Raw genomic sequence first — 15,050 nt, forward strand, 5'->3', positions numbered from 1 at the left:
CCGAAGCCGATATCCCGGGCCGCTATAGTCCGGGCATGGCTGAGCAATTTCCGGACCGGCAGTGGGGTTCGCGGACCAACCTATTCGCTCGCGCGGCAAGCAGATTCGCGGCCACCAAGCCCGGCTCCCGACTCGTCCGGGCCCTCACGCCACTGGACCGGGCGGTCCTGGAGCGCACCCATGCCAAGTACACCGTGCTCGGCCCGATGGGCGCGCCGGTCATCCTGCTGACGACGATCGGACGCAAGTCCGGCCAACCGCGCACCCAGCCGTTGCTGTACGTGCACGACGGCGACACGCTCTACGTGATCGGCAGCAACTTCGGCCAGGCGCACCACCCGGCCTGGACCGCGAACCTCCTGGCCCACCCCACCGCGACGGTGGCGATCGCGGGCGAACGCATCCGGGTAACCGCCACCCCCGTCGAGACTCCCGACAAAGACGCGATCTTCCAACGCTTCGTCGACATCACCGGCGCCTACGCCGCCTACCGCTCCCGCACCACCCGCGACCTGCGCATCTTCGCCCTCCGCCGGGCGTGACTTCGCGAGTGGCACACCAGTGCGGCATCGGCCGAGAAGACCTATCCGTGGTGTGCCACTCGTGGACGGTCAGGCCAGAGCGCGGAGGCGGGGGGCCAGGTCGCGCTGGAAGAGGTCGAGGAAGCGGCGCTGGTCGTGGCCGGGGGCGTGGAAGACCAGGTGGTTGAGGCCCGCGTCGATGTAGGGCTTGATCTGGGCGACAGCCTCGTCGGGGTCGCTGGCGACGATCCAGCGCTTGGCGATCTGCTCGATGGGCAGCGCGTCGGCGGCGGCCTCCATCTCGATCGGGTCGGTGATGCTGTGCTTCTGCTCCGGGGTGAGCGACAGCGGAGCCCAGAACCGGGTGTTCTCCCTGGCCAGTTCCGGATCGGTGTCGTAGGAGAGCTTGATCTCGATCATCCGATCGATGTCGTCGACGCTGCGGCCGGTCTTCGCCGCGCCCTCCGCGACGGCGGGCATCAACTTCTCGGTGTAGAGGTCCATCCCCTTGCCCGAGGTGCAGATGAAGCCATCGCCCGCGCGTCCGGCGTACCGCGCGACCAGGGGGCCGCCCGCGGCGACGTAGATCGGGACACCGCCCTTGGGCACGTCGTAGATGGAGGCGCCGACGGTCTTGTAGTACTCGCCGTCGAAGTCGACGCGGTCGCCGGTCCACAGGGCGCGCATCAGGTCGACCGCCTCGCGCAGGCGCGCGAAACGCTCCTTGAACTCCGGCCATTCGCCGGTGTAGCCGGTGGCGATCTCGTTGAGCGCCTCACCGGTGCCGACACCGAGCATCACGCGATCGGGGTACAGGCAACTCATGGTGGCGAATGCCTGCGCGATCACCGCTGGGTTGTAGCGGAACGTCGGGGTGAGCACCGACGTGCCGAGCTGGATGCGCTGGGTGCGCTCACCGACCGCGGCCAGCCAGGCCAGCGAGAAGGGCGCGTGTCCGCCCTTGTGCCGCCAGGGCTGGAAATGGTCGCTCACGGTGGCGCTGTCCAAGCCGTGTTGCTCGGCCAGCACCGCGATCTCGACGAGTTCACGGGGACCGAACTGCTCCGCCGATGCCTTGTATCCGAGCTTGAGTCCGCTCATCTGCACGCTCCTCGCGTTTCGTTTCGCCGCCATCGCGATCCGTCATCGACAGTAGTCAACGCTGCCGCCCTCCGCGCCGACGGCCCGACGCGGATGATCTTCACAGCGGAGAACACCGCGGCGGGGGCGAAATGTTTCTGCGGTGGCCGCCGCGGGGCGATAGCGGATAATGGCCCGCGTGAGCGCAGACGACGAGCCGATCCTGTCCTACTTGACCGATATGGACGGCGTGCTGGTGCACGAGGACCATCTGATTCCGGGCGCCGACAAGTTCCTCGCCGAACTGCGCGCCAACGAGACACCGTTCCTGGTGTTGACGAACAATTCGATCCGCACGCCGCGCGATCTGCAGGCGCGACTGCGGCACACCGGGCTCGACATCCCGGAAGAAGCGATCTGGACCTCCGCGCTGGCCACCGCCACCTTCCTGAACGAACAGCGCCCCAACGGCACCGCTTACGTGGTGGGCGAATCCGGCCTCACCACCGCACTGCACGAGATCGGCTACGTGCTGACCGACAGCGACCCGGACTACGTCGTCCTCGGCGAGACCCGCACGTACTCTTTCGAGGCCATCACCACCGCGATCCGGCTGGTCGAGCGAGGCGCCCGTTTCATCGCGACCAACCCCGACCCGACCGGCCCGTCCCGCGATGGCTCGCTGCCCGCGACCGGCTCGGTGGCCGCGCTGATCACGCGCGCCACCGGACGCGACCCGTACTACGTCGGCAAGCCGAACCCGCTGATGATGCGCTCCGCGCTGCGCCGCATCGGCGCACATTCTCAGTCGACGGTGATGATCGGCGACCGGATGGACACCGACGTGATCTCCGGCCTGGAAGCGGGCATGCGCACGATCCTGGTCACCTCGGGCATCTCCACCCGCGCGTCCTTCGAGGCCTACCCCTACCGCCCCACGATGGTGGTGGACTCCGTCGCCGACCTGATCGGGAAGACCGAGTCCCCGTTCGCCGACTGAGCGACACGTCCGGACCTGCGACGAACCACGCCGCCGCTGCCGCCTCCTCGGTCTCGGAAGCCCGCCGGGGACCAGGAACTCGGCGATCCGACAACAGCCGCTGCCCAGAGGCTCGGCGCGCGAAAAGCTTTCCGCGACCCGCACTTCCGCCTACGACGACGTACGCTGCGGTCGAACGCGATCGTCGTTGGTTGGCGCGGCTAGGCGCCGTCCGTGGTGATCGCGTCGATCGCGGCGGACAGCGTGGTGAGCACCTCGACGGTGCGCGCGAGCTGATCGCGGCCGAGTTCGTTTACGAGCCGTTCGGCCAGCACTTTGTGTTGCGGGTTGATGCGGTGCACCGCGGCCCGGCCCGCGTCGGTGACCGCGACGAGTTTCGCGCGCCGGTGGGCGGGATTGGGCTGGTATTCGGCGAGCCCTTTATCCACGAGCAGATCCGCGATGCGCTGGACGCTCTGGCGGGTGATGCCCATCTCGCGGGCGATGCCCGCGACGGGTAGCGGCGCACGCAGCACCGCACCGAGCACTTGCCACCAAGCGGCGGTCAGGCCCGCCGGTCGCGCCAGTTCCTCGGCCACGCCGAGGAACTGACCGTTCAAACGGAACGACGTGATCGCCGCCGCGGCGAACAATTCCTGTTCTGGGGTCATGCGTCGCCTCCCGATGCCGGCGATCCGGCCGGATCACCGACGATTCTCGCTCACGCGTGCTGCGCGTCGTATTCCGCCAGCACCGCCCATCCGGCCGGATCGGAGTGCGCGTACAACGCGTACCAGCCATCCAGCACATGCGGCTCGTACACGCAGAGCCTGCCGAGCACCTCGCGCGCGAACTCGAACGGCGCGCTCGCCCCGGCGGTGATGACGTCACCGTCGGTGACGGCCGGTTCGTCGACGTAGTGGTGCGCACCCGAATACCCGCTGTAGCGAAGGTATTCGGCGACGTTGCTGGTGTGCTCGCGAGTGTCGAGCAGACCCGCCTTGGCCAAGCCGAATGTCGCACCGCACATCGCGGCGACCGGAACACCGGCGTCCACGAACTCGCGTGCCTTGTGCGCGAACGGATCCAAGTGCGGCCCCTCCCAGGTGTCCGCGCCCGGCAGGATCAACATCGCGCTGTCCGCGGGGGTCAGCTCGGCGAGCACGACATCCGGCACGATGCGCATGCCGCCCATCGTCGTGATCGGCTCCACGGTCGGGCCGACCGTCTTCACCTGCCAGGTTCCCGGTTCCCGGTGCCAGCTCGGCTTGTTGATGTGCGCGGTCGCCGCGCCCACCTCCCAGTCGGCGAGTGTGTCGTAAACGGCCATGTGCACGGTCTTCATCATGACAGTATGCTGTCATATTTGACAGTATACTGTCAATGCGAACGATCGTCCGCACTGCCCGCGAACCGGCAACTACGCTGAACGCATGCGAATTTCGGTGGCGGCGGACGAGCGGGTCGGAGTGGCCGCGGAACTGGTCGACGAACTGGGCAAGCGCGGCCACCAACTCGTGTTGCACGGCGCGCTGTCCGACGAGGAACGCGACGACTGGGCCTGGGCCAGCGAAGCGGCCGCCCGCGATGTCGCCTCCGGCCACGCCGACCAAGCCGTCGTCTGCTGCTGGACCGGCACGGGCGCCTCGATCGCGGCCAACAAGGTCGCAGGTGTCCGCGCCGCACTCTGCGCGGACGCCTCGACCGCGGCGGGCGCCCGCACCTGGAACGACGCCAACGTCCTTGCCCTGAGCCTGCGTTCGACCTCGAGCGCCGAGCTACGGGAGATCCTCGACTCCTGGTTCACCACCGAACCGAGCTCGTCCCCGGACGACCGGGCCAACATCGCCCATCTCACCGACATCGAGCGCACCGCCGATGCCTGACGAAGCCTTCTCCGCGTAACGTGCGGCGTCGACAGCACGAAAGCGGACGCCCTCCCGCCCGCGATGGCGACGAAACCCGGCGATACGGTCGAGGCATGTCCGTGCAGAGCGCCGGTGGCACGTTCGGGAACTACTCGCTCGAACGCTTGCTGGGTAGTGGCGGCATGGGTGAGGTGTGGTTGGCACACGACCTTGAGGGCCGCGCCGTGGCGCTCAAGGTGCTGTCCGCGGCGTATACCGCGGATTCGCTCTATCGGCAGCGCTTCGAGCGGGAGGCGCGGCTGGGCGCTCGGGCGCGCGACCCGCACATCGTGCCCATCCACGCGTTCGGCGAGGTCGACGGCCATCTGTTCTTGGAGATGGCCTACATCGATGGCGTCGACTTGGGCACCCGGCTGCGATCGGGCGCGCTGCCGCCGGATCGGGCCGTCGACGTCATCGCCCAGGCCGCCGAGGCGCTGGACGCCGCGCACGCGGCCGGACTCGTGCACCGCGATGTGAAGCCGGGCAACATCCTTCTGCACACCAGCGGTTTCGTATATCTGATCGATTTCGGTATCGCCCGCGCCGCCGACGGCACCGCGCTCACCGCCACCGGGCTGGTGGTCGGCACGCTGGGGTACATGGCGCCGGAGCGATTCACCGGCACGGTCGATGCCAGGTCGGATGTCTATTCGCTGGCCTGCGTGCTCTACGAGACCCTCACCGGACAACCGCCCTACGGCGCGGGCGATCCGGCACAACAGATGCGGGCACATCTGATGGCCGAGCCGCCGCGCGCCTCGCGGGCGGCCCACGGCGTCCCGGCCGCACTCGACGACGTCATCGCCCGGGGAATGGCCAAAGAGCCGGACGCACGCTATGGCAGCGCGGGGGAACTCGCCGCGGCGGCGTCGGCCGCTCTGGGCCGGTCCACGGTTGGGCGACCAGCCCCGCCTCTCCCGGCACCGGCCGCCCGCCCGCAAACTCGCGTCATGACCGCCGCCACTGCGGCGCAGCCGACGCCCGAGGTACGTTCACCCGCTCCGACCGGCCAGCTCCATCGTCGGCGAAAGCGCCGATGGATACCCGTCGCCGCAGGGGCGGCGCTCGTCGCCGCGGCGGTGTTGTGGCTGCTGGTAGGCGGCATCGGGTCCGCGCCCGTCGCGGGTCCGACAACCCGCGAAACCGCTACGCCGACCGATACTCCGCTGCCCCAGACCGGCGGACAACCCGCGAATCCAGGTACTGCCGTGCGCGACGGAAACTTCGCTTTCACCGTGACCGATGTGGGCTCCGGCGGCGGTTCCCGAACCATCGTCACGCTGACGGTCACCAACGTGTCCGACCGCGACCAAGTCCTCGACGTCACCGGTCAACGGCTGGTCACCACCGCGGGCCGCTCCGTCGCACCCGACGCGGCGGCCACCGCCGGACTCAACCCGCCCGGCGACGACTTCGCACGCATCGCGCCCGGCCGCGCCGGCACGATCCGGCTGGCCTTCGACCTGCCGGGCAAGAACAAGAACGGCAAGAAGAACGACAAGAAAGACGACGTTCCGAGCCACTTGATCCTGCACGGTGCACCGTCTTCACCCGGCGTCACCATGCCGATGTGACCGATCCCTGCTCAGGCGAGGGCTTGGTCGAGATCCTGGAGCAGGTCTTCCACGTCCTCCAGGCCCACCGAGATGCGGACGACGCCGTCGGACAAACCGATGGTGGCCCGGCCTTCGGGACCCATGGCGCGGTGTGTCGTGGTCGCGGGGTGGGTGATCAGGGACTTGGCGTCACCGAGGTTGTTGGAGATGTCGACGATGCGCAACCGGTTCAGGACTTCGAACGCGCGCTTCTTCGCCTCGTTCTCGGGTGCGTTCAGCTCGAAGGTGACCACGGTGCCGCCGCCGCTCATCTGGCCCGTGGCCAGCGCGTACTGCGGATGCGAATCCAGGAACGGGTATCGCACCCAGCTGACGGCCGGGTTGCTCTCCAGGAAGCGGGCGATCCGCAGCGCGGACTCCGTCGAATGGCGCACCCGCAGCGGCATCGTCTCCAAGCCTTTGAGCAGCGTCCACGCGTTGAACGGGCTCAGCGCGGGGCCGGTGTGGCGCATCAGCGTCTTCACCGGGCCGTCGATGTAGTCCGTGGCGCCGAGGATGGCGCCGCCCAGCACGCGGCCTTGCCCATCGATGTGCTTGGTGCCGGAGTAGACCACCACGTCGGCGCCGAGTTCGAAGCCGCGTTGCAGCAGCGGAGTGGCGAACACGTTGTCCAGCACGACCTTCGCGCCTGCCGCGTGCGCCAGCTCGCTCACCCGCCGCACGTCGACCAACGTCTGCATCGGATTGGCGGGCGTCTCGAAGAAGACCGCCTGAGTGGGCACGGACAGCGCCTGTTCCCACTGGTCGAGATCCTCGCCGTCGACGAAGACGGTCTCAACGCCCCAGCGCGGCAGTATCTCGTTGCACACCACGAAGCACGAGCCGAACAGGCTGCGCGCGGCGACGAGCCGGTCGCCGGCGCCCAGCAGCGCGCCCAGCGCGGTGAACACCGCGGCCATGCCGCTCGCGGTCGCGAAGCACGCCTCGGCGCCGTCGAGCAGGCGCATCCGCTCCTCGAACATGGCCACCGTCGGGTTGCCGTAGCGGGAGTAGACGAAATGTTCGACCTCGCCGGTGAACGCGGCCTCGGCGGCCTCCGCGCTCTCGTAGACGAAGCCGGAGGTGAGGTAGAGCGCCTCGGCGGTCTCCTCGAAACCGGAGCGCCGCAGCCCGCCGCGCACGCCGAGCGTCGCGGGGCCGACGCTCTCGGGCAACGGCTTGTCGAACGCGCCGCCGGTGATCACGACTGCCGCCAGGGCAGTCCGAGGGCACGCCAGCCGGAGCCGCCGCGATGCCCGAATTCGTCGAGCGGGCCTTCGAAGCCCTCCAGCACGTTGTAGGAGGTGCGGTAGCCCGCCGAGGTGGCGGCGATCGCCGCGCCCACCGAACGCTGACCGGAGCGACAGAGGAAGACGACAGGAGCCTCGGGATCATGGCCGTCGAGGGCTTGCTTCAGCTGCTCGACGAACGTCTCGTTGCGCGCCCCCGTGGAATCGACCCACTCGATCAGCACGGTCGGCCGTTCGATCGGGCTCGTGTCGGGGACTCCGACGAATCTCCATTCCGCTTCCGTCCGCACGTCCACCAGGACGGCTTCCGGATTGTCCCGCAGCAACTCCCAAGCCTGCTGAGGGGTGATGTCACCGGCATAACTCATGTGCACCTCCTGCGAATCCGCACTTGCCGCGCCCGGGACCAGGGCGCCGCCAGGTCGTCACCCGGAGCACCCCACCGCGGAGGAGGGTTGCCGACCAGCAATGCCGGGGCTTGACACTGGTTCTCATGACCTTCGACTGAGATTGCACCGACCCGGGTCACCGTGTCAAACGGTGACGCACCCTGCGCGAACGCTCAGGTGCATACCAGCCACTTGTCGCCGGATCTGGCGAGAATCCAGGTCGTCGTCTTCTCCTGCCCGTCCACCTTCGTGGTGACGGTCGCCTTGCCCCGGTCGCCGTCCACCATGGGCGGGTCGATTTTCGTGATCTCGACGGGCTTTCCGGCGCCGTCCTGGCCCGCCAGCGGTGAGTGGGCGGCGTCGAAGCCCTGGCACGCGGTGCCGGGCGGCGGCACGGCGTCGCTGCGGTTGGCACCGTCGACGAAGTTTCGGACGGCCGCCGTGATGCGGTCGGCGTCTGTGACATTTTTCTCAGCGGGCGACAGCACACCGCCGAGCACGATCGCGATCAGCACGATCGCCGCGACCACCGCGGCGGCGACGAACGGGACCACCGAGCGTTTATCGGTCTGATCGACCCGGATGATCTCGTCCCCGCCCGCGGTCGGCTGCTGTTCGGTCATGGCTCGATGATCCCTGGTCGACGCCGGTATCGAGCGCTCGACCCCGGGCAAACACCGGCGCGGCGCCGACCAGGGGCGAGCGGCGGCGATAGACCGCGCGCGAGCGGGTAAGCGGCAATCGTGGCTGTCGATGGCATCCGTCGAGTTCACGCACCGACGCGGGGCGGCGTCGGCCATCCCGATAGAATCGCGGGACGGCGGCCTGCTGTCATAGCGAATCGGCAGCTCTACGCCGCGGCGAACGGAGCACCGTGCAGCCACGAGCCGGCGACGCCGGCGTCCGCACCGGACGGGTGCGACCGAGCCGGTGCGTCAACTTAGCCTAAGCTAAGCCCGACGTCATTAATTGTTTCGACCATAAAGGTGCGCGTAAAGAGATGACCGAACAGAGTGCAGTAGAGGATGGCGGTGTCCGCGAGCCCTCCGTGGTGACGCAGGCTTCCTCCTCCGGGCCTGACGCGCACACCGCGAAGACCCGCCCGCTCCGCATCGCGATCGTGGGCGCCGGACCGGCCGGGATCTACGCCGCCGACGCCTTGATGAAGTCCGATGCCGAGGTATCGATCGACCTCTACGAGCGCATGCCCGCGCCGTTCGGCCTGATCCGCTACGGCGTCGCGCCCGATCACCCCCGCATCAAGGGCATCATCACGGCCCTGCACAAGGTCCTCGACAAGCCGCAGGTGCGCCTGCTCGGCAACATCGACTACGGCACCGACATCACCCTCGACGACCTGCGGGCCTTCTACGACGCGGTGATCTTCTCCACCGGCGCCAACGCCGACCGCGCCCTGCCGATCCCCGGCATCGACCTCGACGGCTCCTACGGCGCCGCCGACTTCGTCTCCTGGTACGACGGCCACCCCGACGTCCCCCGCACCTGGCCGCTGGAGGCGGAGAAGGTCGCCGTCCTCGGCGTCGGCAACGTCGCCCTCGACGTCGCCCGCGTGCTGGCCAAGACCGGCGACGAACTGCTGCCGACCGAGATCCCGCCGAACGTCTACAAGGGCCTGGTGGCCAACAAGGCCGTCGAGGTGCACGTCTTCGGCCGCCGCGGTCCCGCGCAGGCCAAGTTCACCCCGCTGGAACTGCGCGAGCTCGACCATTCGCCCACGATCGAGGTCATCGTCGACCCCGAGGACATCGACTACGACGAAGGCTCCGAAGCCGCGCGCCGTCACTCCAAGCAGGTCGACATGGTCGCCAACACGCTCGAGCAGTGGGCCATCCGCGACGCGGGCGACCGGCCGCACAAGCTGTTCCTGCACTTCTTCGAATCCCCCGCCGAGATTCTCGGCGAGAACGGCAAGGTCGTCGGCCTGCGCACCGAGCGCACCGAGCTCGACGGCACCGGCAACGTCAAGGGCACCGGCGTGTTCAAGGACTGGGACGTGCAGGCGGTGTACCGCGCCGTCGGCTACCTGTCGCAGAACCTGACCAACCTGCCGTTCGACGACCAGGCCGGCACCGTGCCGAACGAAGCGGGCCGCGTGCTCATCGACGAGAACGCCGACGGCGCCGCGCGCTACCTGCCCGCCACATACGTCACCGGCTGGATCAAGCGCGGCCCGGTCGGCCTGATCGGCCACACCAAGGGCGACGCCAACGAGACCATCGCCTGCCTGCTGGACGACGCTCCCGGCTTCACCCCGGCCGAGCGGCCCGACCCCGAGGCCGTCATCGAGTTCCTCGAAGGCAAGGGCATCCCGTTCACCACCTGGGCCGGTTGGTACCGCCTCGACGCGCACGAACGCTCCCTCGGTGAGCCGGAGGGCCGCGAGCGCGTCAAGGTCGTCGAACGCGAGGACATGCTGCGCGCCAGCGAACCCCACAAGGTCTGATCACCCCGCAGTGACCCCCTCCGCCGCCATCGCGACACCCCTGCTGTGGCAGCGGAAAATCCGACCCTGAGGCATTCTGTACAAGTGTTCGATGCCCACCTGCACATTTTCGACCCGCGGTTTCCGCTGGCCGAGAACGAGGGCTACCTGCCCGACCCATTCACCATCGCCGATTACCGGAAGCGCATGGCGCGCTACGACGTCACCGGCGGCGCCGTGGTCAGCGGGTCGTTCCAGGGCACGGACCAGACCTACCTGAAGGCCGCCCTCGCCGAACTCGGCGAGGGCTGGGTCGGCGTCACCCGACTCGATCTCGACGCCTCCGACGAGGAGATCCTCGAACTGGACCGGATCGGTGTGCGCGCACTGCGTTTCAACCTCAAGCGCGCGGCCACCGACATCGCCGGAATGACGTTGCAGGCGCTGCGCGCGTACGAGCTGGCCGGCTGGCACGTCGAGGTCTACATCGACGGCACGATGCTGGCCTCGTTGCAACCGGTCATCTCCAAGCTGCCCGCGCTGTCGGTCGACCATCTGGGCATGTCCGCCGAAGGGCTGCCCTTCCTGCTGGACCTGGTCGACCGCGGAGCCAAGGTCAAGGCGACCGGTTTCGGCCGGGTCGCGATGAACGTCGCCGACACGCTGCGCCGCGTGCACGCGGTGAATCCGGAAGCCCTCATGTTCGGCACCGATCTGCCCGGTACCCGAGCCGGACGTCCGTTCCGGGACTCGGACGTGGATCTGCTCTGCGACGTGGTGGGCACCGACATGTACGCGGTGCTGGAGGACAACGCGCGCGCGTTCTATCGGCTCCCGGCCCGCGAGCGCGTCGTCCGCGAGGAGCCGGCCCCCACGCTGCCGCTGTACCGGCCCGAACCGCCGACCCTCCGGCTGCGCCGCGACGAACTCCCGGGAAGCCGCGCGGGCGACACGATCCCGTTCCCCGCCATCGATAGGTAGCGCTCAGACGGCGAACACACCGGCGAGCCACACACCGGTGGCAAGCAACGCGCCGAAGAGTTCGATCAGGATGGACAGTCCGACGCCCTTCAACGCGTGCACGGTCGCCTGCCACGCCTGCCGGTTGACGCGCAGCCGCTGGAGTTCCCAAAGATAAACGCCGAGAACGAAGCCCACGAACAGGCCGATCACCGGAATCACGAAGAAGCCGATGACGCCGAGTATCGCGCCGAGCAGGACCGCGCGGTTGGACACTCCCGCGTCCTTCATCCTGCGCCCCGGCCAGGTGTATTTGACGACGCCGGAGAGCACCAGCAGCACCGTGCTGATCGCGAAAACCGTCCAGGCCGTGGCGCCCCCGGTGAGAAAGGCCCAGACGGCGATGGCCGCGAAGATCAAGATGACGCCCGGCAGGATCGGCACGACGATGCCGACCAGACCGACCAGAATCGCGAGACCGGCGAGAAGGTTGTACCACCCCTGATCAGACAGCGCTTGCACACGTGCAGCCTAGGACCGGGCGACCGAACGGGCGACTCGTCGTCGAACCCGTCGTCCATCCGTCGTCCGGGTATGCCCCCGGCTCCGGCCCCGGCGTTATTGTCATACTGTCAATACAACCCTCCCGGCCGTGTTCGGGAGGACGCGCCGGACCGCCGGTGCGCTGGATCAACGACGAACCGAGGTAGGGCGTGAGCACTCCATCCACCGCCAAGCAGGGCCCGCTCGCGGGCATCAAGGTCATCGAGCTGGCCGGGATCGGTCCCGGTCCGCACGCCGCGCTGCTGCTCGCCGATCTGGGCGCCGACGTGGTGCGGGTGCAGCGTGCGGGCCAGCTGCCGGGCGGGTTCGACCGTCCGCAGCTGCGCGGCCGGACGATCGTCGAGGCCAACCTCAAGGACCCCGCCGACATCGAGAAGGTTCTCGGCCTCGTCGAGAAGGCGGACGTGCTGATCGAAGGCTTCCGCCCCGGCGTCACCGAGCGGCTCGGCATCGGCCCGGACGACGCGCTCGCCCGCAACCCGCGCCTGGTCTACGGACGGATGACCGGCTGGGGTCAGGAAGGCCCGCTGGCCGATCGCGCCGGACACGACATCAACTACATCTCCATCACCGGCGTGCTGCACGCCATCGGCCGCAAGGGCGAACGCCCGGTCCCGCCGCTGAACATGGTTGGCGATTTCGGCGGCGGCTCGATGTTCCTGGTGTTCGGCATCCTCGCCGCGCTGGTCGAGCGGCAGCAGTCCGGCAAGGGCCAGGTGATCGACGCGGCCATGGTCGATGGCGCCCTTGCCCTTTCGCACATGATCTGGGGCATGCGCGGCGCGGGCGCCTGGTCCGATGAGCGTGGCGTGAACCTGCTCGACACCGGAATGTCGTTCTACGACACCTACGAAACCTCCGACGGCAAGTACATGGCGGTCGGTGCGATCGAACCGCAGTTCTACGCCCAGTTGCTCGCCGGACTGGAGATCGAGGCGGACGGCCTGCCCTTCCAGCTCGACCCCGCCGGTCAGGAAACGCTGAAAAAGCTTTTCGCCGAGCGTTTCCGGACCAAGACCCGGGACGAATGGGCCGAGATCTTCGTCGGCACCGACGCGTGCGTCTCTCCCGTGCTGACATTCGACGAGGCGACGCGAAACGAGCACATCGCGGCCCGCGGCTCGCTGCTGGAGCTCGACGACATCACCCAGCACGCCCCCGCGCCGCGATTCTCCCGCACTCCGAACGGGATTCCGACCCCGCCGCCCACCACCGCCACCCCGATCGAGACGGTCTGGGCCGACTGAGCGCCGAGCGGGGTGGCATGGTGCCACTCCGCTTCGCGGCTGATAATTGAAACTTTTAACATACCAACCGGTTCGACAGTTCGGCACCGAGCCTGCCATACTGTCCGCGAGCAGGTGGCTTTCGAGAATCGCGAACCTCGTCCGGTCCGCTCCTTGACCGCTGCTCGAGCTGGAGGCCTCCGCGCCGTGCGAGCTTCTGCACACCGCCCGAGCACGACGAGGGCCAGCCCCGAGGGGTGGCCGGCCGATCGTGCTCGGCGGTGCTCGGAGGGGACATACCGCCTGCGGAGGCTCTCCCCAGCGACGAAATCGCCTCAGTAGCAGGTCAACGGCGTCAACGGGTCGGCGGCGCGTGGCGTGAGCGCCATATAGGCGGACGCGATGGCCTTGACCGCCAAACGCAATTCGGGTTCCTGGTGGGTGAACGGCAGCCGCAGGAACCGTTCGAACGCGCCTTGCACGCCGAATCGTGGCCCGGCGGCGAGTAATACGCCATGGTTGGGAGCCGTGGCCGCCAGCGCCGTGGAAACCGAGGTCGGCAGCTGTGCCCACACCGACATGCCGCCCGCGCCGACGGTGACGCGCCAGTCCGGCAGTTCCTCGGCGAGCGCGTCGAGCAGCGCGGCACGCTGCGAACGCAACTGGTCCCGGCGACGGTCGAGGATCACCTCCGCGTGCTCGAGCAGGTGCACGGTGGCCAACTGGTCCATGACGGGGGTGCCGAGGTCGACCGTGGAGCGGATGCCGAGCAGCTTGGTGATCAGCGCCTGGTTGGTCCGGATCCAGCCGACGCGCAGACCGCCCCAGAACGATTTCGAGGCCGACCCGATGGTCACGATCTCGGATCCTCTGGCGAAAGCGGCGACCGGCGGCGGCGGGTTGTCCGCACCGAGCCCGAGATCCGCCATGGACTCGTCGATCACGATGGTCATCCTGGTGTCCCTGGCGATGGCGGTCAGTTCGGCGCGGCCGTCGGCGTCGAGCAGCAGGCCGGTCGGGTTGTTGTAGTCCGGCACCAGATAGGCCAGGCTGGCCGCGGTCTGCCGCGCGGCACTGCGGACGCCGTCGAGATCCCAGCCGCCCGCCGGGTCCTCCGGGCGCAGCGGCACCGGCACCGGCCTGGCGCCGACGTCGCGGATCGCCTCGATGGCGTTCGGGTAGGTCGGGTGGTCGATGAGCACGCGGGCCGCGGGCGCGGTGAGCACGTTCAGCAGCAGGCGCAGGCCGTGCTGAGCGCCGAGGGTGACCAGGATCTGATCGGGCTCGGTCGGCAGCCCGCGCGCGGTGTAGCGGCGGGCGATCGCCTCACGGAGTGCCAGCACACCGACCGGGTCCATGCCGTGCGTGCCGAGGTAGGCGGGAATGCCCTCCAGGGCAGCCGAATACGCGTCCTGCATCTCCAGCGGGGCGGCCATGGCGGCATAGGTCATGTCGACGGTGGGCAGTTCGGGCGAGCCCATCATGGCCAGGATGCTCCGCGCCGGCTTGACGCCGTCGTGCTGCACGTCGCGGGGCAGGGCCACCGTGCTGCGCGAGCCCTGGCGGCTGATCAGGTAGCCGTGCTCGCGCAACAGCGCGTAGGTCGAGGTGATGGTGGTGCGACTGACCCCGAGGGTGCCGGCGAGATCCCGTTCGCTGGGCAAGGCGACACCCAGCGGCGCGCGCCCGTCGTGGATCAGCAGCCGGATTCCTTCGGCGAGCGCCAAGTAGGCCGGGCGGGTGGAGCGCCGCCCGGCCGAATCCGGATCGCCGTCGTGCGCGTGCCGCCAATGGCCCAGATCGCGAGCCAGGCTGCCCGCGCCGATCACTCTTGTCGCCATACGGTCCAGTATCGGCCGATTGGATATTTATTGGCAAGGCCAGTGGCGCGCACCCTGACGGACATGATGCTCGCCACCCTGCTCCTGACCGCCTTGCTCGGCTGCCTGATCTACCGATTCGCGCCGGAACGCGACACGCGCACCTTTCGCCTCGAACGCTTCCACCCCGCGACACCGATGTCGGACCAGCCCCTCTCGTACTACGACCACCAGCGCCGATACTCCGATCTCGCGGCGATCTACGGCCGTGGCGACGCACCGAATCAATGCCAGTTCCACTAAACTGGACTGC

General features: G+C 68.8%; 16 protein-coding genes and 1 riboswitch. Of the genes, 8 read left to right on the plus strand and 8 right to left on the minus strand.

The genetic code is table 11. The annotated features are described in order from the left end of the window. Positions 1-35 precede the first annotated feature (35 nt). Positions 36-542: a nitroreductase/quinone reductase family protein gene (locus tag AB0L97_RS01615; RefSeq protein ID WP_364424632.1), complete on the plus strand. Its 507-nt coding sequence runs from the start codon at positions 36-38 to the stop codon at positions 540-542. Positions 543-611: 69 nt separating this feature from the next. On the opposite strand, the gene fgd is transcribed toward AB0L97_RS01615, so the two are convergent. After that, positions 612-1,622 carry a glucose-6-phosphate dehydrogenase (coenzyme-F420) gene (gene fgd, locus AB0L97_RS01620; protein WP_355071568.1) on the minus strand — a complete coding sequence of 337 codons (1,011 nt, stop codon included), beginning with the start codon at positions 1,620-1,622 and terminating at the stop codon, positions 612-614. A gap of 169 nt (positions 1,623-1,791) precedes the next feature. On the opposite strand from fgd, the gene AB0L97_RS01625 reads away from it, so the two are divergent. Then, positions 1,792-2,601, plus strand: coding sequence for an HAD-IIA family hydrolase (locus AB0L97_RS01625; RefSeq protein WP_364424635.1), 810 nt, complete (start codon positions 1,792-1,794; stop codon positions 2,599-2,601). Positions 2,602-2,801: 200 nt separating this feature from the next. On the opposite strand, the gene AB0L97_RS01630 is transcribed toward AB0L97_RS01625, so the two are convergent. Together AB0L97_RS01630 and AB0L97_RS01635 are read right to left on the minus strand one after the other, a co-directional pair. Then, entirely contained in the window at positions 2,802-3,251 is a 450-nt protein-coding gene (locus tag AB0L97_RS01630; RefSeq protein WP_364424637.1) for a helix-turn-helix domain-containing protein, read from the minus strand. A gap of 50 nt (positions 3,252-3,301) precedes the next feature. Then, positions 3,302-3,925, minus strand: coding sequence for a type 1 glutamine amidotransferase family protein (locus tag AB0L97_RS01635; protein ID WP_364424865.1), 624 nt, complete (start codon positions 3,923-3,925; stop codon positions 3,302-3,304). Positions 3,926-4,013: 88 nt separating this feature from the next. Between AB0L97_RS01635 and AB0L97_RS01640 the strand changes: the two genes are divergently transcribed. Further along, positions 4,014-4,466 (plus strand): RpiB/LacA/LacB family sugar-phosphate isomerase, encoded by a 453-nt coding sequence (locus tag AB0L97_RS01640; RefSeq protein WP_355071565.1) that lies wholly within the window; start codon positions 4,014-4,016, stop codon positions 4,464-4,466. Between the two features lie 95 nt (positions 4,467-4,561). Continuing rightward, positions 4,562-6,064 carry a serine/threonine-protein kinase gene (locus tag AB0L97_RS01645; protein WP_364424640.1) on the plus strand — a complete coding sequence of 501 codons (1,503 nt, stop codon included), beginning with the start codon at positions 4,562-4,564 and terminating at the stop codon, positions 6,062-6,064. Between the two features lie 11 nt (positions 6,065-6,075). Here the strand turns inward: AB0L97_RS01645 and AB0L97_RS01650 are convergent, their stop codons facing one another. From AB0L97_RS01650 to AB0L97_RS01660, 3 genes are all read right to left on the minus strand, one after another. Continuing rightward, entirely contained in the window at positions 6,076-7,290 is a 1,215-nt protein-coding gene (locus tag AB0L97_RS01650) for an O-succinylhomoserine sulfhydrylase (protein ID WP_355071562.1), read from the minus strand. Beyond that, complete coding sequence (locus AB0L97_RS01655) at positions 7,287-7,703, minus strand: rhodanese-like domain-containing protein (RefSeq protein WP_355071560.1); 417 nt, start codon at positions 7,701-7,703, stop codon at positions 7,287-7,289. Before AB0L97_RS01655 ends, AB0L97_RS01650 begins: the two co-directional genes overlap by 4 nt. 14 nt (positions 7,704-7,717) lie before the next feature. After that, positions 7,718-7,834, minus strand: a riboswitch (SAM riboswitch). Positions 7,835-7,897: 63 nt separating this feature from the next. Then, positions 7,898-8,347, minus strand: a complete 450-nt coding sequence (locus AB0L97_RS01660) for a hypothetical protein (RefSeq protein ID WP_364424643.1) — start codon at positions 8,345-8,347, stop codon at positions 7,898-7,900. Between the two features lie 377 nt (positions 8,348-8,724). On the opposite strand from AB0L97_RS01660, the gene AB0L97_RS01665 reads away from it, so the two are divergent. Both AB0L97_RS01665 and AB0L97_RS01670 read left to right on the plus strand, forming a co-directional pair. Beyond that, complete coding sequence (locus AB0L97_RS01665) at positions 8,725-10,188, plus strand: FAD-dependent oxidoreductase (protein WP_364424645.1); 1,464 nt, start codon at positions 8,725-8,727, stop codon at positions 10,186-10,188. A gap of 84 nt (positions 10,189-10,272) precedes the next feature. Then, entirely contained in the window at positions 10,273-11,148 is an 876-nt protein-coding gene (locus AB0L97_RS01670) for an amidohydrolase family protein (RefSeq protein ID WP_364424647.1), read from the plus strand. 3 nt (positions 11,149-11,151) lie between these two features. On the opposite strand, the gene AB0L97_RS01675 is transcribed toward AB0L97_RS01670, so the two are convergent. Then, positions 11,152-11,649 (minus strand): DUF456 domain-containing protein, encoded by a 498-nt coding sequence (locus AB0L97_RS01675; RefSeq protein ID WP_355071554.1) that lies wholly within the window; start codon positions 11,647-11,649, stop codon positions 11,152-11,154. Between the two features lie 191 nt (positions 11,650-11,840). On the opposite strand from AB0L97_RS01675, the gene AB0L97_RS01680 reads away from it, so the two are divergent. Further along, complete coding sequence (locus tag AB0L97_RS01680) at positions 11,841-12,938, plus strand: CaiB/BaiF CoA-transferase family protein (RefSeq protein WP_355071553.1); 1,098 nt, start codon at positions 11,841-11,843, stop codon at positions 12,936-12,938. A 314-nt stretch (positions 12,939-13,252) separates the two neighbouring features. Here AB0L97_RS01680 and AB0L97_RS01685 read toward each other — a convergent pair whose 3' ends face one another. After that, positions 13,253-14,758: a PLP-dependent aminotransferase family protein gene (locus AB0L97_RS01685; RefSeq protein WP_355071551.1), complete on the minus strand. Its 1,506-nt coding sequence runs from the start codon at positions 14,756-14,758 to the stop codon at positions 13,253-13,255. Positions 14,759-14,821: 63 nt separating this feature from the next. Here AB0L97_RS01685 and AB0L97_RS01690 point away from each other — a divergent pair, with 63 nt between their 5' ends. Further along, positions 14,822-15,040 carry a hypothetical protein gene (locus AB0L97_RS01690; RefSeq protein ID WP_364424651.1) on the plus strand — a complete coding sequence of 73 codons (219 nt, stop codon included), beginning with the start codon at positions 14,822-14,824 and terminating at the stop codon, positions 15,038-15,040. The last annotated feature ends 10 nt before the right edge of the window (positions 15,041-15,050 follow it).

The sequence above is a fragment of the Nocardia sp. NPDC051911 genome (assembly GCF_040681035.1).
In the GTDB taxonomy this organism is placed as follows: Bacteria; Actinomycetota; Actinomycetes; order Mycobacteriales; family Mycobacteriaceae; genus Nocardia; species Nocardia sichangensis.